Raw genomic sequence first — 19,769 nt, forward strand, 5'->3', positions numbered from 1 at the left:
CGACCCCCTTTACATAACTTTTACTTTAGCAGAGTTTTCAGCTTTCGGGTTAAGGTGTTTCGGCCCCAGCCCAGCCATGTCGCCGCTTTTTGCTTGTGGCCGGAAAAACGTTGTAAAGCAGTTTGCAAAGCAATTTTTTCCAACTGATGCTGATAACTTTGCAAAACATCCTGAGCCTCTAACGGGTGTTTTTCCAGTTCTCTTTCGAGCCAATGCAGCCAGGTAAGTTCTCCGGTAAAATTTTCAGGTTCTGAATCAGCTGGCACCAGAATGTCTTCAGGCAAGTCATTAACACCAATATTCTGCCCTGGTGCCATAACGGTTAACCAGCGACAGGTATTTTCCAGCTGTCTTACATTACCGGGCCAAGAGTAACTCATTAACTTGCTAAGTGTCTCATTTAACAACGTTTTTGGTGTAACATTCAACTCTTCAGCCGACTTTTTCAGAAAATGCTTTGCCAAAGTCGCTATATCTTCTGTTCGCTCGCGCAAAGGGGGTAAACGCAACCGGATAACATTAAGCCGATGATATAAGTCATCACGAAATTGTCCTTTATCGACTAACTGCTCCAGCTCTCTGTGTGTCGCTGCAATAACGCGAACATCAACTTTAACTGGCTGATGCGCCCCTACTGGATAAAACTGCCCTTCGGCCAAAACTCGTAACAAACGTGTCTGAACCGGTAATGGCATGTCGCCAATTTCATCCAGAAACAAGGTTCCGCCATCGGCTTGCTGAAAGCGGCCCACACGTTTTCTGTCAGCTCCGGTAAAAGCGCCGCGTTCATGCCCGAACAACTCCGACTCAATTAAGTCCGCCGGTATGGCCGCCATGTTAAGTGCAATAAAAGGCTTTTCCGCGCGCGGACTGTGTTTATGCAAAGCTCGTGCAACCACTTCTTTACCAGTTCCGGTTTCACCGGTCAGCAAGACACTGACACTGGAACTCGACAGACGACCAATGGCACGGAAAACATCCTGCATGGGAGGTGCCTCACCGATAAGCTCCGGAACGCTATTATCAATAGGCTCATTCGCCGCGGTTTCGCTTTGTCTTGCATGTTGCAGCGCACGGTCCACTGCTGTTATCGCTTCATCAATATCGAAAGGCTTTGCCAAATACTCAAAAGCCCCACCCTGAAAAGCCTTTACCGTGGTTTCAAGGTCTGAATGTGCGGTCATCACCACCACTGGCAATTGCGGCTGCTCACGGCCTAATTTTTCAAGCACGGCCAGACCGTTTTCCCCGGGCATTCGGATATCCGTCAACACCACAGTCGGAGCATCAGTTTTTAATGCGGAAAAAAAGTCCTCTCCGTTAGCAAAACTGCGAACATGATAGCGACTGTCAGCAAAAGCTTTTTCCAAAACCCAACGAATTGAGTCATCGTCATCAATGATCCATAACTGAGCATTAGTGGTCATCCATCACCTCGTTACCATTGTCTGCAGTAAGGTACGGCAAATAAACTGAGAACCGGGTTTTGCCCGGGCTTGAGTCAAATTCAATTTTCCCCTTATGCTGGTGCACAAGGTTTTGCGCCAATGAAAGACCCAGGCCGGTTCCCTCTGCACGTCCGCTAATTAAAGGGTAAAATAATGTATCGCGTAATTCCGCCGGTATGCCGGGTCCGTTATCGGTAACTGTCACCACCGCACACTGCCGATAACGCAGACCAAACAACGTCAATTGGTGCTCGACCCGAGTCTTAATGACAATAGTGCCAGCACCCGACATAGCTTGCGCCGCATTCTGGGCAATATTCAGGAACACTTGCTCACAAGCTTCAGGCACCACCCGAATGTCCGGTAAAGAAGGGTCATAGTCCCTGGTCAGCTTCAGTGACTCGCCGTACTCATAAGTTAGTGTCCGAACCACACGCTCCAGTACTTCATGAATATTGGTCAGCTTTGATTCACCACGCTTGGTTGGCCCTAACAGTCTGTCCACCAGATACCGTAAACGATCAGACTGACTGATAATCAAGTCGGTATACTCGGTCAGTTTCTCATCGGGAAGCTGTCTTGCCAGTAGCTGCGCAGCTCCTCGCAAACCACCTAACGGATTCTTTATTTCGTGAGCCATACCGCGTAATAAATGCTGTGTCGCAAATAACTGATTACGTTGCTGATCTTCCTGGTTGATGCGTCGCAATTGGTCAACTTGTTTGAGTTCCAGCAACAATGCCCGGCCAAATTCTTGATCAACTGTCTGAATACTGGTTTCCACACGAATATCGTGACCAGAATGCAGTGCAAAATGAACTTCCGCATTCAGCACAGTTTGCTCACTATTCAGGCATTCTATTAATGTTTCCGACGCCAGAGAACAATGATAAAACGCGGCGCTAAACGGTTCACCTAATAGTCGCTTGGCGCTGTGATCCAGCAACGATTCCGCGGATGAATTGACATAACGAATGGTCAGGCGGTCATCAAGGATGAGTATGCCTGTGAGTAATTGGTTAAGTAGCGCGTTGTTATTCACGAAGGCAGGAGAGGGTTATGCACCGTATTGGTGCAATCGGGCAAGGCTAAAAGCCTCACCCGATAATTCGCCATTAAACGCTGTAGTACATATCGAATTCTACCGGGTGGGTAGTCTTCTTCAATGTCTCTACTTCGTTATATTTCAGATCAATGTAAGCATCAATCATGTCGTCATCCATAACGCCGCCCTGTTTCAGGAAGTCACGGTCTTTATCCAGAGCTTCCAGAGCCATTTCCAGGGAGTGACAAACCGTCGGGATGTCTTTCGCTTCTTCAGGAGGCAGATTGTATAAATCTTTGTCCATTGCATCGCCCGGGTGGATCTTATTACGGATACCGTCAAGACCCGCCATTAGCAATGCAGTAAAGGCCAGGTAAGGGTTGGCACTTGGGTCAGGGAAACGCACTTCAATACGGCGACCTTTGGCGCTGGAAACCAATGGAATACGAATAGAAGCCGAGCGGTTACGCGCTGAATAAGCCAACATTACCGGAGCTTCAAAACCAGGAACCAGACGCTTGTACGAGTTAGTTGAAGCATTCGCAAAGGCGTTAATAGCACGAGCGTGCTTGATAATACCGCCAATGTAATACAATGCCGTTTCGCTAAGCCCTGCATATTGGTCACCGGCAAATAAGTTCTCGCCACCTTTATTCAGAGACATATGCACGTGCATACCAGAACCGTTATCACCAACCAGTGGCTTCGGCATAAAGGTTGCTGTCATGCCATAAGAGTGCGCTACGTTATGCACAACGTATTTGTAAACCTGCATCTCATCAGCTTTAGATGTCAGAGTATTAAAGCGAGTTGCTACTTCGTTTTGACCAGCAGTGGCTACTTCATGATGATGCGCTTCAACAACAAGGCCCATGTCTTCCATAACCAGGCTCATAGTGCCGCGGATGTCATGTGCAGAGTCAACCGGAGGTACCGGGAAATAACCGCCTTTTACGCCAGGACGGTGAGCCAGGTTACCTTCTGAATATTCACGACCAGAGTTCCATTTCGCTTCTTCTGCATCAATTTTGTAGAACGAACCACTCATATCGGTGTGGAAACGAACGTCATTGAACAGGAAAAATTCTGGCTCAGGGCCAAAGTAAGCCTCATCGGCAATACCTGACGAGCGCAGGAATTCTTCTGCACGCTTAGCAATTGAACGAGGGTCACGGCTGTAACCTTGCATGGTTTCAGGCTCAAGAATGTCACAGCGGACATTCAGGGTGATTTCATCAGTAAACGGGTCCAGAACGGCAGACTCATTATCGGGCATTAGCACCATGTCCGATTCGTTAATCCCTTTCCAGCCGGAAATAGATGAACCATCAAACATTTTGCCTTCTTCAAAGAAGTCTTCATCGATTTGCGACACCGGAATAGTGACGTGCTGCTCTTTACCTTTGGTGTCGGTAAAGCGTAAGTCGACGAATTTTACGTCGTGTTCTTTAATGGTATCGAAAATCTTATTAGCTGACATGTTGTCCTCCGTAGACAGCGTCTAAAAATACAGCCTAAGTATAGCAAAGCCTGTGCCAACTGAACTTTCCCTTTATATTCATACTATTAAGTTAAATTCAGTCTTCTTTTAAAAGTTTATATGCACCAGTATAGCGCATATCGCACATTTTTGGTGCAAAACAAAGAGAAAGGAAAAGAAAATATAATGGACAAAAAACAATCAGCCCTTTCTTAATCCAACTCAAAAAGGTAGAATACGCCGCTATTTTTCACAAAACCCCTTGGACGGGTTTCGCTCCCGGACAACTACAGGCAGTTCTTAATGACAATTCAGGTATTTGATATAGAAAAATTACGCAACATCGCGATTATCGCGCACGTTGACCATGGTAAAACCACCCTAGTCGACAAGTTGTTGCAACAATCCGGCACGTTAGAAAGCCGTGGCGAAATAGAAGACCGTATTATGGATTCCAACGATCTTGAAAAAGAACGTGGTATTACTATCCTCGCCAAAAACACCGCGGTTAACTGGCAAGATTACCGCATTAACATTCTGGATACTCCAGGACACGCCGACTTTGGCGGCGAGGTTGAGCGCGTACTTTCTATGGCGGATTCTGTATTGTTAGTGGTTGACGCCGTTGACGGCCCTATGCCTCAAACTCGATTTGTCACGCAGAAAGCCTTCTCTCACGGTCTTAACCCAATTTTGGTTATCAACAAAGTTGACCGTCCTGGAGCTCGCCCAGACTGGGTTATGGATCAGGTCTTCGACTTGTTTGACAACCTCGGCGCTACCGACGAGCAGCTGGACTTCCCGGTTGTTTATGCATCAGCACTTAATGGCTGGGCATCATTAGACGCAGACGATCAGGATGGCGACATGACGCCATTGTTCGAAACTATCGTTAATAAGGTAAGTCACCCGGACGCAGACCCCGAAAGTGACCTGCAGATGCAGGTGTCACAGCTGGATTACTCAAGCTACTTAGGCGTTATCGGTATCGGCCGTGTTACCCGTGGTAGCGTTAAAGTTAACCAGCCAGTTACTATTGTTGGTGCTGACGGCAAAGAACGCAGCGGCAAAATTGGTAAAGTCTTTAGTTACTTAGGTCTGGATCGCATTGAAGCCGACAAAGCAGCAGCAGGCGACATTTGCGCTATTACCGGTCTGGGTGAATTAAAAATCTCCGACACCGTTTGTGCGGTTGGTAAAGCGGAGGCAATGAAGCCGCTAACCGTCGATGAACCTACTGTAACCATGACATTCCAGGTCAACACCTCACCTTTCGCGGGTAAAGAAGGTAAGTTTGTTACCTCTCGTCAAATTCTTGAGCGTTTGCAGCAAGAGTTGGTTCACAACGTCGCACTGCGCGTTGAAGAAACTGATAACCCGGACCGTTTCCGTGTATCAGGCCGTGGTGAGCTGCACTTAGGTGTTCTTATCGAAAACATGCGCCGTGAAGGCTTCGAGTTAGCCGTTTCTCGTCCGGAAGTTATTATCAAGCACGAAGATGGTAAAAAACTGGAACCTTACGAAACCATGACGGTTGATATTGAAGAGCAGCATCAGGGTGCCGTTATGGAAAAATTAGGCTTACGTAAAGCCGAAATGACCAACATGACACCAGACGGTAAAGGTCGCGTTCGCGTCGACTTTGAAGTACCAAGCCGTGGTTTGATTGGCTTCCAGACAGAATTCATGACACTAACTTCAGGTACTGGCCTTATGTACCATACGTTTGACCACTACGGCCCGCACAAAGGCGGCACCATTGGTCAGCGTAGTAACGGTGTACTGATTTCAAATGCCCAGGGTAAAGCTCTGACTTACTCTCTGTTTAATCTGCAGGAACGCGGTAAGTTATTTGCATCGCACGGTGATGAAGTTTATGAAGGCCAGATCATTGGTATTCATAACCGTTCAAACGACCTGACAGTAAACTGTCTGAAGGGTAAGCAGCTAACCAACGTTCGTGCCTCTGGTACGGATGAAGCGCAAACGCTGAGTACGCCTATTCGTTTAACACTGGAACAAGCGCTTGAGTTCATTAACGATGACGAACTGGTTGAAGTAACACCACAATCTATTCGTATCCGTAAGCGTGCTCTGACAGAAAACGATCGTAAACGTTTAAGTCGTGAACCCAAGAACGGCTAATTAGTTTTAGTTAGATAGTAAAAAGCCCACTTCCTAGTGGGCTTTTTTTATTGTCTATTATCCGACTCGTGCTCATCCGTTCACTGACAATAAGTCCGGTTGAGGCAACACAAAATAGAAAATAGAAAAGAAGTGAAAAACACTGCCCGCTAATACAAATAAATGCCAAACCGCGTGATGGTACGGCAGCGTTTTCCAGACATAAAAAATAACACCAAAAGTGTATGCCAGGCCGCCGGCAACCAGTAACATCAAGCCACCAGCATCCACGTTATCAATCATGGGCTTAATCGCTATAAGCGCCATCCAGCCCATACCAAGATACAAACTTAGCGACAGCCACTTTATTCGCTTTTTCATGCCAAGTTCAAGAACGACACCCAAGAGCGCAATACTCCAGGCTACGCCTAACAGCGTCCAGCCCCAGGCTCCCCTCAGATTAATTAATGCAAATGGCGTATAAGTACCGGCTATCAGTACATATATAGCGGCATGATCCAACTGCTGAAACACCGCTTTAATTTTTGGCCAGGGAAATGCGTGGTACAGCGTAGAGGCCGTATAAAGCAGAATAAGACTCGCACCGTATACACTCACCGCTACAACATGAAAAGCATCGCCATGAGTTGAAGTCCACACCAACATGACAATCAAAGCAACGACACTTAGAACGGCCCCCACGCCGTGAGTTAGCGCGTGAGCAACTTCTTCCATTGCCGTATAGGCTTTATGTTGACTCATCCTCTCTCCAGCCCAGGAGTTTCATACCCCTTACTGATATTTTTAAGGGCCCGTATAAACTGGTCGTATTGTCTTTCGTTGTCGTAGTCTAAGTGATACGAGTTATGGAATTGTAATGTCAGCTTAACGCCATGTCCTTCCAAAAAAACGGTATACCCATCATGGTCGGTATAAGCTTCAATTCCTTCTAAATAGTGACGCCCCTGACGAGCTTCACCATGAGTGTGGATTTTTTCGTACGCATCCAACATCAGTTTGTTATCGAGTTCGTTTTTCATCACACACCTCAGCGTTTTACTAAATGTATACCTTTATTATTAGGGCGGAAATCCCATTCCACAACCGCTTTTACCGAATTGTTTTGAAAACCTTGTATTAGAATATACATACATTGATGCATGATTAAACAAAAACCGTTATAATAATGAACGAATGTTAAGAAACTGGAGCCCCAAATGGTTCGACGCACAAAAGAAGACGCAATGGAGACCCGCGCCAAATTATTAGATGCTGCTGAAGCTCTATTTAGTGAAAACGGTGTAACCCATACGTCTATGATGCAAGTGGCTGAAAAAGCAGGTGTCACTCGCGGTGCTATCTATCACCACTTTGAGAACAAGATGGATCTCATTGAATCCCTGATGGGACGCGTCAAACTACCCATTGATGAAATGCGTGAGCAAATCGCTGAAGGCTCCGAGTTTGATCCTTTGGAGGAAATTAAAGGGCGCTCGAAGGAATTTATCAGCCGCGTTCAGGAAGACCCGCAAGTACGCTCACTGGCCAGTATTTTACTTCATAAATGCGAATACATTGACGAAGTAAACCCAATTAAATTACGACATGTAAGCGGCCGTAATGAATGTATCTGCGATATTGAAAAACTTTTTGAATCAGCTATTGAAAGGGGCGAATTAGCAACAACAGTGGATGCCCGAATTGCTGTTATTGGTCTTTTTTCTTTGGTAGACGGGCTCATTTACAACTGGTTGCTCGCACCAGACTATTTTCCTTTAGTCGAGTACGGGAACCAGGCCATCGACAGTTACATCAATGGCTTAACTCGTTAAGGCTCATTACTGTCTCCACGACGGCGGCGCCAGCCGCTGTATTTTCGGTGTACGCCACGGGTTAGTGATTGAAAAGTGTCTTCAAGCAGGTCAACGCCAAGCAACACGCCAACAATAACCAACGACAACACAATACCCACACCGTACATTCCCAGGCCTACGGCAATACCAATGGCCGCCAAAGCCCAGATGGTCGCAGCGGATGTTACGCCGACCACCACGCCATCGCGCGCCAGCATAACACCGGCGCCAAGAAAGCCGATACCGGTAATAATTTGGCCTATCACTCGCGATGGATCGCCGCCCTGACTGACAACGGATGAACCACCCACCAAAAACAGGTAGGTGCCCAGAATAATCAGTGCAGAGGTTCTTATACCAACCGGTTTACCACGAATTTGTCGTTCCAGACCCACAATAGCACCACACAAAAGTGCGGTGCCTATTCCCCTCCAGGAGTATGGACCCAGATCCTGGACAATTTGCCAGTCAATCACTAATCAGTCCTTTCCTTGTTCTAAAAAGCTCTTTAAAAAGCTCTCGTCCATTGCGGCAATAGCCTCATCAGTGGCATTAGGACAGCTTGCACACATAGGAGCCGTCCAGGCTTTTACATTCGCAAGTATATCGCGCAAATGGCTGACCGCACGCAAACCACCTAAACCACCAGGGGAAGCCGCAGCTAATAAAACCGTTTTACCAGACCATGCCCCCATATCAAGCCGTGACACCCAGTCGATGGCATTTTTCACTAACGGCGACACCGACGAGTTATACTCAGGGCTTACCAAAACCACTTTCGATGCGGATTGGATTTTTTCACCCAGCCTTTTCATCGGCTCGGGAACGCCATCAGCGGCTTCTAAGTCACCGTGGTAAATCGGAGCATCCAGCGCGTCAGCATCAACCAGCTCATAGCGAATACCGTGTTTATCCGCCACTTCTGCTAAACGGTGCTTGAGCTTGGTATTGAGCGAATCTTTACGGCGACTGCCACCAATAAATAAAACTGTCATATCATCTCCTGATCGTTAAGATTGGGAATCTTTCATAGCTTCGATAAAGCGGTTCGATTCAGCTACTGCCGCTTCCATGTCTTTTATTAGTACGGAAATATCGTTTTGCAGATTACTGAACTCACCGCGAATGGCATCAATCGCCTTGGCGTTCAGGTTATGCTTCAGATAAAGCACATTGTCCTGCATTTTATCCAGAACCGGCTGCATCTTATCCGCCGCGCGTTCCATAACTCTCAGTAACTCAGCGTAACGCCGTTCAGTTTCGCGCAACTGACGCTCGCTTTCGCGACGCATATTGTCATTGCTGTACTCGCCTAACTCCTCACTCCATTCGTCGAACAAGTCATTCGCAACTTCATCAACTTCATCGATACGACTGCGAACTTTTTCAGCTGCGTCTTTACTGTCTTCATAGTCGTCCCGTAGCGCATTGTATTGCTGTTCCAACTCGCCACCATCAATGTTCAGCATGGTATCCAGACGCTCAAGCGCTGAACGGAACTCCTCCTGCGCATCGGACTGCGAGTCGCGAGCGTCATCCACTCTGTCGACTAAAATGTCGCGCTTTTCTACACCAAACTTTTCCATGGTGCCGTAGTAGGCACTTTGGCAGGCTGACAGTATGAATACCGCGACAATTGGTAAAGTCCATTTCATCATTTGTCACCTCGTGCCGCTTTAATTAAGCGTTCGTCGCGTTTGGTCTGACGGTAATCATGCACGGCGATAATAGCGTGAATAATAGCGACCAGATAAATAACACCTAACGCACCGAAAGATACAATAAAAAGAACCACGCCAATAATGGCGATGATCGCATTAAATATTGCCTGAAATATTTTCCCGGTGAAGAGAATTGCAATCGGCGGGAATAAAATCGCTAAAATATATAACATCGTGTTCTCCTTGCACTGCATTTTGCCTCATACCAATTAAGAGACATTCCTTAACGAAAAGCAAATTAAATCAATAAGGTAACGCTGAGCCGTCCCAGTGCCATAACCCACCGGACTGCTCGGGTTTCAAATTTTTCACGACTTCGACTATTCGTTCTGCGGACAATTCCGGCGAATACAACTTGTCGGCTGAAATACGCTGCTGAAAAGGTTTCGATAAGTCAGTATCTGTTGTCCCCGGATGCACCGCTGCTATCGATAATTTTTTATGGGTTCGTTTTAATTCTACAGACGCCGTTTTCAGTAGCATATTTAACGCCGCCTTGCTCGACCGGTATGCATACCAGCCACCCAGATAATTATCTTCAATGCTGCCCACTTTTGCCGACAACTGCACCCAAAACCGGGTGTTTTTACGGTCAAGAATAGGTAAAAAAGCCTTCAGCGCTAATAGCGGCTTTATTGCGTTAACAGAAAACAACTTAGTCAGATTGTCCGCAGTAATGTCTGACAATTTCTTTTCTGGAAACGTCTTTTCATCATGCAGCATACCAATAGTTGAAATGATTCCCGTCAGCTGCTTGCCGCCACTTTTAAAGTCACTCACCCACGCGCTCAACGAGTCTTCACTGTAGTCATCAATTTGGCAATAGGTTATTTTACCCGAGTCAAATAACCCAGTTTGAGGCTGACGAGACAACGCAATAATTTCTTCATCAGGAAACTGATTTTGTAATTCCAGTGTTAAGGCCTGGCCTAATCCACCACCGGCACCCAATACCACCATTGCCATTTGCGCTACTCTCTATCATGATAGTTTATACTTCCCTACGTTATTTAAACTGGATTAGCTCAGTACATCATGATGCAACTTGACTGGAAATCGTATTTCGAACATACCTTAGGCTTTCTCAAGTACTTTGGTAAGAGGTTTAACAGTGACAATACGAACATTACCGCTGGTCATTTAACATACGTCAGCATGCTGTCGTTAGTGCCTCTGTTAGTGGTCATGTTTACGGTTTTTTCCGCTTTCCCCATGTTTGAGGAGTTACAGGAAAACCTTGAACAGGCCTTGTTCGCCAACTTACTTCCCACTTCGGGCGAGCAACTTGAGCAATACCTGAATGAGTTCGTTACCAACGCCTCGAAAATGACAGCCATTGGCGTTGGCTTTCTGTTCATTGTGGCCATTATGCTCATGTCAGCCATTGATAAAGCACTGAATAATATCTGGCGAGACTCCAGCAGCAGACATTGGTTAGTTTCTTTTGCGGTTTACTGGATGCTGCTTACACTCGGCCCGGTACTTATCGGTTCCGGCCTGGCAGCCACGTCTTATTTGATATCACTCAGCCAGTTTGCTGATGAATATGTTTCCGGTGTACAAAACTTTGTCTTATGGTTCGTACCCATTGTCACCTCTTTTGTATTCTTTGTGCTCATGTATCAGCTGGTACCTAACCGTCAGGTTAAATTCCGCTATGCCGCCTTTGGTGCGGTTATCGCGGCACTTTTATTCGAGCTGAGTAAACAGCTATTTTCACTGTACATCACCTTCTTCCCAACCTATCAGGCCATTTACGGCGCGCTGGCCACTATTCCTATTCTTATTGTATGGATTTACCTTTCCTGGTTGATTGTACTCATTGGCGCGGTTTTAACCGTTAGCTTAGAGGAGTATCAGTTACAGCTGCCTGAGCCGAAGTCTGATTGACCTGCTGTGAATTTTCACCGACCATAGCGGTTCTCTTTTTTAAAGGTATGTACTCATGATCGGACTGATTCAGCGCGTTAGCCATGCCAAGGTCACCGTTGCCGATGAAGTTGTCGGTGCCATTGACCACGGGCTGCTAGTTTTGCTCGGAGTAGAACACCAGGACGACGAAACCAGTGCCGAAAAATTGGCAAAACGCATTGCTCATTATCGGATTTTTAGTGACGCCGACGACAAAATGAATAACAGTGTCATTGATCAACAAGGCAAAGCCCTGGTTGTTTCTCAATTCACACTGGCGGCAGATACCCGTAAAGGCCGTCGCCCCAGCTTTTCATCTGCAGCAACACCCGACCAGGCTCAACACTTATATCAGGTGTTTTGTGAAAAGCTGAAAGCTCAGGGCGTTCCGGTAGAAACCGGTCGTTTTGCGGCCGATATGCAGGTTGAACTGGTCAATGACGGCCCGGTTACATTTGAATTGAAGGTATAACTGTCATGTATCGCGTTATTACTCCTGAAACCGACGAGCAACTCGAACGTTATTATTACCTTCGCTGGCGGGTTCTGCGTGAACCCTTTCAACGGCCACTGGGCTCTGAACAAGACGAATACGATCAAGTGGGTCATCACCGAATGGTCGTGAATGAAGCTGACGAAGCCGTTGCCGTTGGCCGGCTGCATTTTAATAGCCCGGAAGAAGCTCAAATACGCTTTATGGCCGTTGCACCTGAATACCGTGGCGAAGGCCATGGGGTTGCTATTATCTACGCGCTGGAGCTTGCTGCGCGCAAAGAAGGCGCAACACATGTCGTGATCAACTCACGCGACAATACCATCGGCTTTTACAAGAAGTGTGGTTACGAAGTCGCGGAAGAAGCCGATACCGTGAATAACCCAATGGCAGAACATCACTTACGTAAGTCTTTTACTGAATATAACCGCATAATTTATCGACCCGAATGGTGTACTGAGCTACAGAAAACCTGGCAGGAAGACATTCCTATTTCCGATGCCATGGGCATTAAGATTCATCAATACACAGGGCGTGTTTTCGAAACCCGCGCGGTTCTATCACGGAACATTAATGTACACGGCACCATGTTTGCAGGCAGCATTTATTCACTGGGCACCTTAACCTGCTGGGGGTTGTTGCATTTGCAGCTGTTGGAGCGGGAACTTGAAGGGTCAGTCGTACTGGGCGATGGCAACATTCATTACCATAAGCCGGTGACTCAGGAGCCTCGGGCAGTAGCACGGTTAAGTGATGTTACCGGTGACTTTTCTGCGTTAAAACAAGGCAAAAATGCCCGGTTAACACTAAAAGCTCAAATACTCGACGAAGAGCAGCCGGTAGCAGAATTTACCGGCCGCTTCGTGGTTCTTGCTAAACGGGATTAACCCTTACACTTCAGACAAAATATGCGGTAGTTGCACCACTGCCGCTAACTCGCCATTTTGAATCAGGTCACTGGCGGCTTTAATATCCGGTGCAAAGAAGCGGTCTTCCGCATAATACGCCACTTGCTCACGCAGACAGTTAAAGGCCGTTTCAACCGCAGCCGCACCTTTTAAAGGACGACGGAAATCCAGACCCTGCGCCGCTTCTAACCACTCAATAGCAATAATGTCGCTGACGTTCTTAGCAATGTCCGTTAACCGGCGTGCTGCAAAGGTTGCCATCGACACATGGTCTTCCTGGTTAGCAGAGGTTGGCAGGCTATCCACCGAGGCAGGATGCGCGAGAGTTTTATTCTCTGACGCCAATGCCGCGGCAGTAACCTGCGCCAGCATAAAGCCCGAATTAACCCCACCGTCATTCACCAAAAACGCCGGCAATTTGCTTAAATGGCTGTCTATCAGCAGCGCACTCCGACGCTCTGACAAAGCGCCAATTTCGCTCGCTGCAATGGCCAGAATATCCGCCGCCATAGCAACAGGTTCGGCGTGGAAGTTACCACCGGAAATAATGTCCTGCTCTTCGCTGAATACCAGTGGGTTGTCAGTAACACCGTTAGCTTCGCGTACCAGAATGCCCGAGGCATGCTCAATTTGGTCTAATACTGCACCCATTACCTGAGGCTGACAACGCAGAGAATACGGATCCTGCACTTTCTCGCAGTCTTCGTGGTCTTTGGCAATTTCAGAACTGTCAGTCAGCACGTGACGCAGCATTTCCGCCGCTTTAATTTGCCCCGGCTGTCCTCGCACAGCGTGTACACGTTCGTCAAATGGCGCCCGAGAGCCCATAGCGGCTTCCACAGAAGTCGCACCCACCACAATGGCGGCATGGAAGTTACGTTCAATTCGGAACAAACCTGCCAATGCCAGTGCGGTTGATGCCTGAGTGCCGTTTAATAAGGCCAGACCTTCTTTCGGCGCAAGTTCAAAAGGCTCAATGCCCGCTATTTTCAGACCTTCTTTAGCGTTTAGCACCTCGCCATTATGGCGCACCGTACCTTCGCCTACTAACGGCAATACCATGTGCGCTAACGGGGCTAAATCACCAGATGCGCCTACGGAACCTTTTTCCGGTATGCAGGGATACACCTCGGCGTTCAACAGTTTAATCAACGCATCAACCAACACCGGACGCACACCAGAAAACCCGCGCGACAGAGAGTTAATTTTCAACAACAACATTAAACGCACCACGGCGTCTTCCATTAAGTCACCGGTGCCGGCGGCGTGCGACAACACAATGCGGCGCTGTAAATCAGTCAAACGTTCTGGTGGAATACGTGTATTCGCCAGTAGTCCAAAACCGGTATTAATACCGTAAACCACTCGCCCTTGCTCCAGTACATCCGCAACGGTTTTTGCCGAAGTCGCAATGTTGTCTTTCGCTTCATCAGAAAGCTTTAGCGTCTGATGCTGATAAAACCAGTGGCGCAGTTCGCTTAACTGCAACTGTCCTGGCTGTAATTCAAAATGACTCATGCAACCTCCTTACTTCGTATCCAGCATCGGTAAATCAAGCCCTTGTTCACGGGCGCAGTTTTTCGCAATATCGTATCCGGCATCAGCATGACGCATAACGCCTGTGCCCGGGTCGTTCCACAGCACCCGGCTTAAGCGCTTGTCGGCTTCTTCGGTACCATCGGCCACAATCACCACACCAGCGTGCTGTGAATAACCCATACCTACGCCACCACCATGGTGCAGGCTGACCCAGGTCGCGCCGCCGGCTGTATTCAGCAACGCATTCAGCAGGGGCCAGTCCGATACCGCATCAGAGCCGTCCTGCATCGCTTCGGTTTCGCGGTTAGGGCTGGCAACTGAGCCGGAATCCAAATGGTCACGACCAATAACCACAGGAGCTTTTAACTCACCGCTTTTAACCATGTCGTTAAACGCACGAGCAATGCGGGCGCGGTCTTTAAGGCCAATCCAGCAAATACGTGACGGCAAGCCCTGGAAGCTAATGCGTTCTTTGGCCATATCCAGCCAGTTGTGTAAGTGCTCGTTGTCCGGAATCAGCTCTTTGACTTTCTGGTCGGTCTTGTAAATGTCTTCCGGATCACCCGAAAGCGCCACCCAGCGGAATGGACCAATACCTTCGCAGAACAGCGGACGGATATAAGCGGGGACAAAACCCGGGAAGTCAAAGGCGTTATCAACGCCAACGTCTTTGGCCATCTGACGAATATTGTTGCCGTAATCCAGTACAGCTGCGCCTTCTTTCTGGAAGTGCAGCATAGCGCGAACCTGTACCGCCATAGATTCTTTCGCGGCGGTTACCGTGCCACTGGGGTCGCTTTCCTGCTGCTCTTTATACTCCTCCAGCGTCCAGCCTTGTGGCAAGTAACCGTGCAGAGGGTCGTGGGCAGACGTTTGGTCAGTCACCACATCCGGTGTGACACCGCGTTGCTGCAATTCAGAATAAACGTCAGCGGCGTTACCCAGTAAGCCCACTGAAATGGCTTCGCCCTTTTCCATGGCGTCGTTAATCAGCTTTAACGCATCGTCCAGGTTGGTGGCTTTATGATCCACATAGCCGGTGCGCGAACGGAAATCGATGCGCGACTCATCACACTCCACCGCTAACATGCAAAAACCGGCCATGGTGGCCGCCAACGGCTGAGCTCCGCCCATGCCTCCAAGACCACCAGTAAGTACCCACTTACCTTTAGCGTCGCCGTCGAAGTGCTGACGCGAAACGGCGCCAAAGGTTTCATAAGTGCCCTGCACAATGCCTTGCGAGCCAATGTAAATCCATGAACCCGCAGTCATCTGCCCGTACATCATCAGGCCTTTTTTATCGAGCTCGTTAAAATGCTCCCATGTTGCCCATTCGGGCACCAGGTTAGAGTTTGCAATCAATACACGCGGCGCGTCTTCATGAGTCGGAAATACACCCACCGGTTTACCCGACTGAATCAACAGAGATTCGTTTGGCTTCAGGCGCTCTAAAGTTTCAATAATTTTGTCATAGCATTCCCAGCTGCGCGCAGCACGCCCAATACCACCATAAACGACCAGTGCCTGTGGGTGTTCGGCAACTTCGTCATCCAGGTTGTTCATTAGCATCCGCTTTGCAGCTTCTACCTGCCAGTTACAGGTGGTTAGCTCGGTTCCATGAGGTGCGCTTATTTTGCGACTTTTATCCAAACGGGTGAATGACATGACTTACTCCTTAAAGGTTAAATGGCCGCCTAACTTAAACCGGGAGCCAGGGTGAGTCAGTGTGGCAAAGGTGACCACACCGCCTGAGCTCCAGGTACGGCGCAAAATTCTGAGACAAGGTTCGTGACGGTCGATATTTAAGTATTGGCATATCGTGCTGACCGGCAGAATGGCTTCAATTTGATGACTGGCTTCGGTTAGCGGACTGACTACGCATAAATATTCATGCGGAGTGACCTTACTGTAGTCCTGCTTAAGATAATCGGGTACCAGCTTCGGATTCACAAAACGCTCTTCAAGCTGAACCGGCTGGTCATTTTCATAGTGGGTGATCAGCGAATGAAAAACCGGATTCCCTTCTTCCAGCTCCAGTGCTTCCGCAATTTGAGCGCTTGCCGGCTGTTCTTTTAGCAAATGCACCTTGGCGCGGTAATCGTGTCCGCGCGAACGCACCTCATCGGCAATATTGCGAATGGCCATAAACGAGGTTTGCGACTTGATGGGGGCAACGTAAGTGCCGGACCCCTGCGTTCTTATCACCAGACCTTCATCCGCAAGCTCCTGCAAGGCTCTGCGAGCCGTCATACGACTGACCGAGAACTGCGTCGATAATGCGTTTTCCGAACTGACAGGGTGGTTTTCAGGCCACTCACCGGACTCTATCTTCAGATAAATGTGCTGTTTTATCTTTGAGAATTTATTCATCCCGACCCCAACAATGAATGATATGACACGGTACTTTTGAGGGTAAAAGTCTAGTCCAGAATAATTGTCTATACAAGTTACTTTTGCTATTCTTTTATCAGAACTCACCTTTAAGGACTGCTATGCAACGTATAGAAAACATCAACGCAGCAACAATGAACGATGATCAGGGCTATGGTCTGATCCACGACGCTACAGTCATTATCAATAAAGGAAAAATTGAATTTGTAGGTGCAGCCTTTGACGCTCCCGCCACTCCCACGGCGGAAGTCATTGACGGTAACGGCGGTTTGCTGACCCCTGGGTTAATCGACTGCCATACCCATCTGGTATGGGCAGGTTCGCGGGCTAACGAATTTGCTCAACGTTTGCATGGCGCCAGCTATCAGGAAATTGCCGAGCAGGGCGGCGGCATTAAAAGCACCGTCAAGTCCACTCGCGAAGCTTCACAGGAAAAGCTGCTTAAATTAGCTTTAGAGCGCGCAGAAACGCTCATGTCACAAGGCGTCACCAGCATTGAAGTGAAATCCGGTTACGGGCTGGACTTAGAAAACGAGCGCAAACAGTTAACCGTAGCGCGTCAGTTAGCCGAACAGTTGCCGGTGAACATAAAGACCACGCTACTGGCAGCGCATGCCGTGCCGCCAGAGTTCAAGGATAACGCCGACGGCTATATTGATGAAATTATCCAAAACATTCTGCCGACTCTGGCGAACGAAGGGCTGGTCGATGCTGTTGACGCTTTTTGTGAAAGCATTGGGTTCAGCCCGGCCCAAACTGAAAAAGTGTTTGAAGCAGCTAAAAAGTTAAGACTTCCTATTAAGCTTCATGCCGAACAAATTACTAATCAGCAAGGTGCCAAGCTGGCCGCGGAATATCAGGCGTTATCTGCTGATCATCTTGAACAGCTAGACGAGGAAGGCGTTAAAGCCATGGCCGAAAATGGCACAGTGGCGGTGTTATTGCCGGGCGCATTCTATTTTCTGCGCGATACCCAAAAGCCGCCGGTTGAATTACTGAGAAAACACGGCGTTCCCATGGCCATTGCCACCGATGCAAACCCGGGCTCTTCGCCTATTCACAACCTACCGTTAATGCTGCAAATGGCCGCTACCTTCTTCCACATGACACCGGAAGAATGCTTGCGCGGGGTAACAGTTAATGCTGCCAAAGCCTTAGGTGAACAGAAGCGGGGCGTTATTGCCGAAGGCTGTTACGCAGATTTAGCGCTATGGAATTGTCAGGACGCCGCTGAGCTCACTTACCAATTTGGCGTAAACCCGCTAAAAACCTTGTGGTTTAACGGCGTCGCTCACGACCGTGTAAGTAAGCCGTGGTCAGCTCACTAAGCAGCTGTCCGCAAATTTTCATGCCTTCATCGAAGCCCGCACTGCATAATGACGGTGCGGCTTCGGCAAGGTGCAGGTAACGTGCCTCGCTAACCTCTGCCAGTCGCTTAACGTACTGAAAGCCTTGTCCAAGACTCAAGCCAACATAATTCACCGCACTGGCAGGCACAGCGTTTAAGGCATCCACGTCAACCTCAATGCCCAGTGGACGTTGCCAGGACACCGCTTTTGCCACCACTTCGTCCATCACTTCAGTAAATGGGCGCTCGTACAAGCGGTGCAGCGTATGGTAACGCATTCCTGCGTCCTGCAACTGGCGAAGACTGCTGGCGGAGTTTTTCCCCTGATGCAGACCAACAATATGATAAAACTCCAGCGCGCCTTCCATATAGGCATAGCTAAAGCCATTACCAGAGTGGCGACCCTCGCGCGGGCGAAAGTCTGCATGCGGGTCTAAATTCACGGCTCCACAGGCTTCACCGGTCACTTTATGCAGGCTCTTCAATAGTGGATACGCGTTATTGTGACCACCACCAATAACAATGACTTCAAAGCCTTGCTCGAACAGCGGCGTCAGCACCTTTTCCACCCGCGCATCGACCTGTGCGCAAAGTTCGCGTAACGTCGCTAGTTCATGCGGGTTCGAAGTATCCAGCTCCTCAGCTTTTTCATTCAAATCATCACAATTAACAGCACCAATCAGCAACAATTCATGGGTAGAAAGCAAGCCGGTTTTCTGCAGGTTCAAAAAGCTCTTGAGAAAGGACTGCCAGCCATCGTCGGCACCTGCCCGCCCAAGATTCGCGCGCACGCCAATACTTTCCGGAACTCCCACTAAAGCTACGCGTTGGCCGTCTTCCCAGGCTGCAGCCAGGCTTTCTTCATAAGTTCCCTGCTCAGAAAGAACCCGAATAGCCTGACCAATTTTTGTTTCCTGCTCGCGCACCGTTACCCATTTAGCCGGATCGGTTAATTCTAAAAAAGAAATCTCACTCATAGTTATTCAATATCTAGTGGTTCCGGAGACAAGATGACGCCGGTGGTATCAATGTAGAGATGATCATCGGGTAAAAAGGTGACGCCGCCAAAGTTAACCGGCACATTCACTTCACCCACACCTTCACTAATTGCCCCCACAGGAATAGAAGCTACGCCAAGAATACCAATGTCCAGTTCTTCCAGCGCATCAACTTCGCGCACAGCCCCATAACAGACAATGCCTTCCCAGTCGTTATCCATAGCTTGTTCAGCTATAGCAGCATCAAGCAGAGCACGACGTGCCGAGCCACCACCATCTATCAGCAATACTTTGCCGCCACCGTCTGCCGCCACCGTTTCTTCAATGAGCCCTTTGTCTTCGTGGCATTTAATGATAACCAGACGACCGCCGAAAGAGCTACGGCCTCCATAAGACTCAAACATGGGCTCAACCACATCGACCATATCGGGGTATAAATCGCAAAGTTCTGAAGTGTTGTATTCCATGATTGTGTTCCTGACGTTGCTATAGCAGTGACTGGCAGTATAC

At 48.4% G+C, this 19,769-nt stretch carries 21 protein-coding genes; 6 read left to right on the plus strand and 15 right to left on the minus strand.

Annotation, left to right across the window (positions count from 1 at the left end; translation table 11 throughout):
* Nucleotides 1-20: 20 nt before the first annotated feature.
* From ntrC to glnA, 3 genes are all read right to left on the minus strand, one after another.
* The gene (ntrC, locus tag K5X84_RS11585) at nucleotides 21-1,427 is read right to left on the minus strand and encodes a nitrogen regulation protein NR(I) (RefSeq protein ID WP_222235936.1); all 1,407 of its coding nucleotides are present in this window, start codon (nucleotides 1,425-1,427) and stop codon (nucleotides 21-23) included.
* Nucleotides 1,417-2,490 carry a nitrogen regulation protein NR(II) gene (gene glnL / locus K5X84_RS11590; protein WP_222235937.1) on the minus strand — a complete coding sequence of 358 codons (1,074 nt, stop codon included), beginning with the start codon at nucleotides 2,488-2,490 and terminating at the stop codon, nucleotides 1,417-1,419. Before glnL ends, ntrC begins: the two co-directional genes overlap by 11 nt.
* 73 nt (nucleotides 2,491-2,563) lie before the next feature.
* Nucleotides 2,564-3,973: a glutamate--ammonia ligase gene (gene glnA / locus K5X84_RS11595; protein WP_054490281.1), complete on the minus strand. Its 1,410-nt coding sequence runs from the start codon at nucleotides 3,971-3,973 to the stop codon at nucleotides 2,564-2,566.
* 303 nt (nucleotides 3,974-4,276) lie between these two features.
* On the opposite strand from glnA, the gene typA reads away from it, so the two are divergent.
* Nucleotides 4,277-6,118 (plus strand): translational GTPase TypA, encoded by a 1,842-nt coding sequence (typA, locus tag K5X84_RS11600; protein ID WP_199495042.1) that lies wholly within the window; start codon nucleotides 4,277-4,279, stop codon nucleotides 6,116-6,118.
* A 72-nt stretch (nucleotides 6,119-6,190) separates the two neighbouring features.
* On the opposite strand, the gene trhA is transcribed toward typA, so the two are convergent.
* Both trhA and K5X84_RS11610 read right to left on the minus strand, forming a co-directional pair.
* Complete coding sequence (trhA, locus tag K5X84_RS11605; RefSeq protein ID WP_222235938.1) at nucleotides 6,191-6,859, minus strand: PAQR family membrane homeostasis protein TrhA; 669 nt, start codon at nucleotides 6,857-6,859, stop codon at nucleotides 6,191-6,193.
* On the minus strand, nucleotides 6,856-7,137 hold the full coding sequence (locus K5X84_RS11610) for a DUF3081 domain-containing protein (protein ID WP_054490288.1): 282 nt from the start codon (nucleotides 7,135-7,137) through the stop codon (nucleotides 6,856-6,858). The genes trhA and K5X84_RS11610 overlap by 4 nt, the downstream gene beginning before the upstream one ends.
* 177 nt (nucleotides 7,138-7,314) lie before the next feature.
* Between K5X84_RS11610 and K5X84_RS11615 the strand changes: the two genes are divergently transcribed.
* Nucleotides 7,315-7,929, plus strand: coding sequence for a TetR family transcriptional regulator (locus K5X84_RS11615; RefSeq protein WP_199495044.1), 615 nt, complete (start codon nucleotides 7,315-7,317; stop codon nucleotides 7,927-7,929).
* On the opposite strand, the gene K5X84_RS11620 is transcribed toward K5X84_RS11615, so the two are convergent.
* From K5X84_RS11620 to K5X84_RS11640, 5 genes are all read right to left on the minus strand, one after another.
* The gene (locus K5X84_RS11620) at nucleotides 7,926-8,426 is read right to left on the minus strand and encodes an MgtC/SapB family protein (protein WP_222235939.1); all 501 of its coding nucleotides are present in this window, start codon (nucleotides 8,424-8,426) and stop codon (nucleotides 7,926-7,928) included. The two genes, K5X84_RS11615 and K5X84_RS11620, sit on opposite strands and share 4 nt — an antisense overlap.
* Nucleotides 8,427-8,429: 3 nt before the next feature.
* Nucleotides 8,430-8,945: an NADPH-dependent FMN reductase gene (locus K5X84_RS11625; protein WP_199495046.1), complete on the minus strand. Its 516-nt coding sequence runs from the start codon at nucleotides 8,943-8,945 to the stop codon at nucleotides 8,430-8,432.
* Between the two features lie 15 nt (nucleotides 8,946-8,960).
* A complete protein-coding gene (locus K5X84_RS11630) occupies nucleotides 8,961-9,608 on the minus strand; it encodes a DUF2959 domain-containing protein (protein ID WP_222235940.1) in 648 nt (215 codons plus the stop codon).
* Nucleotides 9,605-9,844, minus strand: a complete 240-nt coding sequence (locus tag K5X84_RS11635) for a hypothetical protein (protein ID WP_054490299.1) — start codon at nucleotides 9,842-9,844, stop codon at nucleotides 9,605-9,607. Before K5X84_RS11635 ends, K5X84_RS11630 begins: the two co-directional genes overlap by 4 nt.
* A gap of 70 nt (nucleotides 9,845-9,914) precedes the next feature.
* A complete protein-coding gene (locus K5X84_RS11640) occupies nucleotides 9,915-10,637 on the minus strand; it encodes an SDR family NAD(P)-dependent oxidoreductase (RefSeq protein ID WP_222235941.1) in 723 nt (240 codons plus the stop codon).
* A 69-nt stretch (nucleotides 10,638-10,706) separates the two neighbouring features.
* Between K5X84_RS11640 and K5X84_RS11645 the strand changes: the two genes are divergently transcribed.
* From K5X84_RS11645 to K5X84_RS11655, 3 genes are read left to right on the plus strand one after another with little or no spacing between them, the layout of a single operon-like run.
* A complete protein-coding gene (locus K5X84_RS11645; RefSeq protein WP_054490303.1) occupies nucleotides 10,707-11,561 on the plus strand; it encodes a virulence factor BrkB family protein in 855 nt (284 codons plus the stop codon).
* A gap of 55 nt (nucleotides 11,562-11,616) precedes the next feature.
* Complete coding sequence (gene dtd / locus K5X84_RS11650; RefSeq protein ID WP_222235942.1) at nucleotides 11,617-12,054, plus strand: D-aminoacyl-tRNA deacylase; 438 nt, start codon at nucleotides 11,617-11,619, stop codon at nucleotides 12,052-12,054.
* A gap of 5 nt (nucleotides 12,055-12,059) precedes the next feature.
* Complete coding sequence (locus tag K5X84_RS11655) at nucleotides 12,060-12,962, plus strand: bifunctional GNAT family N-acetyltransferase/hotdog fold thioesterase (protein WP_199495049.1); 903 nt, start codon at nucleotides 12,060-12,062, stop codon at nucleotides 12,960-12,962.
* A gap of 3 nt (nucleotides 12,963-12,965) precedes the next feature.
* Here K5X84_RS11655 and hutH read toward each other — a convergent pair whose 3' ends face one another.
* The 3 genes from hutH to hutC are packed head-to-tail and all read right to left on the minus strand — an operon-like array spanning nucleotide 12,966 to nucleotide 16,892.
* Complete coding sequence (hutH, locus tag K5X84_RS11660) at nucleotides 12,966-14,501, minus strand: histidine ammonia-lyase (RefSeq protein WP_222235943.1); 1,536 nt, start codon at nucleotides 14,499-14,501, stop codon at nucleotides 12,966-12,968.
* Between the two features lie 9 nt (nucleotides 14,502-14,510).
* Complete coding sequence (gene hutU / locus K5X84_RS11665) at nucleotides 14,511-16,187, minus strand: urocanate hydratase (RefSeq protein WP_222235944.1); 1,677 nt, start codon at nucleotides 16,185-16,187, stop codon at nucleotides 14,511-14,513.
* A 3-nt stretch (nucleotides 16,188-16,190) separates the two neighbouring features.
* Nucleotides 16,191-16,892, minus strand: a complete 702-nt coding sequence (hutC, locus tag K5X84_RS11670; RefSeq protein ID WP_054490313.1) for a histidine utilization repressor — start codon at nucleotides 16,890-16,892, stop codon at nucleotides 16,191-16,193.
* Nucleotides 16,893-17,014: 122 nt separating this feature from the next.
* Here hutC and hutI point away from each other — a divergent pair, with 122 nt between their 5' ends.
* Nucleotides 17,015-18,241, plus strand: coding sequence for an imidazolonepropionase (gene hutI / locus K5X84_RS11675; RefSeq protein WP_222235945.1), 1,227 nt, complete (start codon nucleotides 17,015-17,017; stop codon nucleotides 18,239-18,241).
* Here the strand turns inward: hutI and K5X84_RS11680 are convergent.
* Complete coding sequence (locus tag K5X84_RS11680) at nucleotides 18,192-19,238, minus strand: formimidoylglutamase (RefSeq protein ID WP_199495053.1); 1,047 nt, start codon at nucleotides 19,236-19,238, stop codon at nucleotides 18,192-18,194. The genes hutI and K5X84_RS11680 overlap by 50 nt on opposite strands.
* Before the next feature lie 2 nt (nucleotides 19,239-19,240).
* Nucleotides 19,241-19,726 (minus strand): ribonuclease E activity regulator RraA, encoded by a 486-nt coding sequence (rraA, locus tag K5X84_RS11685; protein WP_054490318.1) that lies wholly within the window; start codon nucleotides 19,724-19,726, stop codon nucleotides 19,241-19,243.
* Between the last annotated feature and the right edge of the window lie 43 nt (nucleotides 19,727-19,769).

The sequence above is a fragment of the Idiomarina abyssalis genome, assembly GCF_019797805.1.
In the GTDB taxonomy this organism is placed as follows: Bacteria; Pseudomonadota; Gammaproteobacteria; order Enterobacterales; family Alteromonadaceae; genus Idiomarina; species Idiomarina abyssalis.

Coding starts and splice junctions, on each gene's coding strand:
- ntrC (WP_222235936.1), bottom strand. CDS start 1,427: ATGACCACTAATGCTCAGTTATGGATCATTGATGACGATGACTCAATT.
- glnA (WP_054490281.1), bottom strand. CDS start 3,973: ATGTCAGCTAATAAGATTTTCGATACCATTAAAGAACACGACGTAAAA.
- typA (WP_199495042.1), top strand. CDS start 4,277: ATGACAATTCAGGTATTTGATATAGAAAAATTACGCAACATCGCGATT.
- trhA (WP_222235938.1), bottom strand. CDS start 6,859: ATGAGTCAACATAAAGCCTATACGGCAATGGAAGAAGTTGCTCACGCG.
- K5X84_RS11610 (WP_054490288.1), bottom strand. CDS start 7,137: ATGAAAAACGAACTCGATAACAAACTGATGTTGGATGCGTACGAAAAA.
- K5X84_RS11615 (WP_199495044.1), top strand. CDS start 7,315: ATGGTTCGACGCACAAAAGAAGACGCAATGGAGACCCGCGCCAAATTA.
- K5X84_RS11625 (WP_199495046.1), bottom strand. CDS start 8,945: ATGACAGTTTTATTTATTGGTGGCAGTCGCCGTAAAGATTCGCTCAAT.
- K5X84_RS11630 (WP_222235940.1), bottom strand. CDS start 9,608: ATGATGAAATGGACTTTACCAATTGTCGCGGTATTCATACTGTCAGCC.
- K5X84_RS11635 (WP_054490299.1), bottom strand. CDS start 9,844: ATGTTATATATTTTAGCGATTTTATTCCCGCCGATTGCAATTCTCTTC.
- K5X84_RS11640 (WP_222235941.1), bottom strand. CDS start 10,637: ATGGCAATGGTGGTATTGGGTGCCGGTGGTGGATTAGGCCAGGCCTTA.
- K5X84_RS11645 (WP_054490303.1), top strand. CDS start 10,707: ATGATGCAACTTGACTGGAAATCGTATTTCGAACATACCTTAGGCTTT.
- dtd (WP_222235942.1), top strand. CDS start 11,617: ATGATCGGACTGATTCAGCGCGTTAGCCATGCCAAGGTCACCGTTGCC.
- K5X84_RS11655 (WP_199495049.1), top strand. CDS start 12,060: ATGTATCGCGTTATTACTCCTGAAACCGACGAGCAACTCGAACGTTAT.
- hutH (WP_222235943.1), bottom strand. CDS start 14,501: ATGAGTCATTTTGAATTACAGCCAGGACAGTTGCAGTTAAGCGAACTG.
- hutU (WP_222235944.1), bottom strand. CDS start 16,187: ATGTCATTCACCCGTTTGGATAAAAGTCGCAAAATAAGCGCACCTCAT.
- hutC (WP_054490313.1), bottom strand. CDS start 16,892: ATGAATAAATTCTCAAAGATAAAACAGCACATTTATCTGAAGATAGAG.
- hutI (WP_222235945.1), top strand. CDS start 17,015: ATGCAACGTATAGAAAACATCAACGCAGCAACAATGAACGATGATCAG.
- K5X84_RS11680 (WP_199495053.1), bottom strand. CDS start 19,238: ATGAGTGAGATTTCTTTTTTAGAATTAACCGATCCGGCTAAATGGGTA.
- rraA (WP_054490318.1), bottom strand. CDS start 19,726: ATGGAATACAACACTTCAGAACTTTGCGATTTATACCCCGATATGGTC.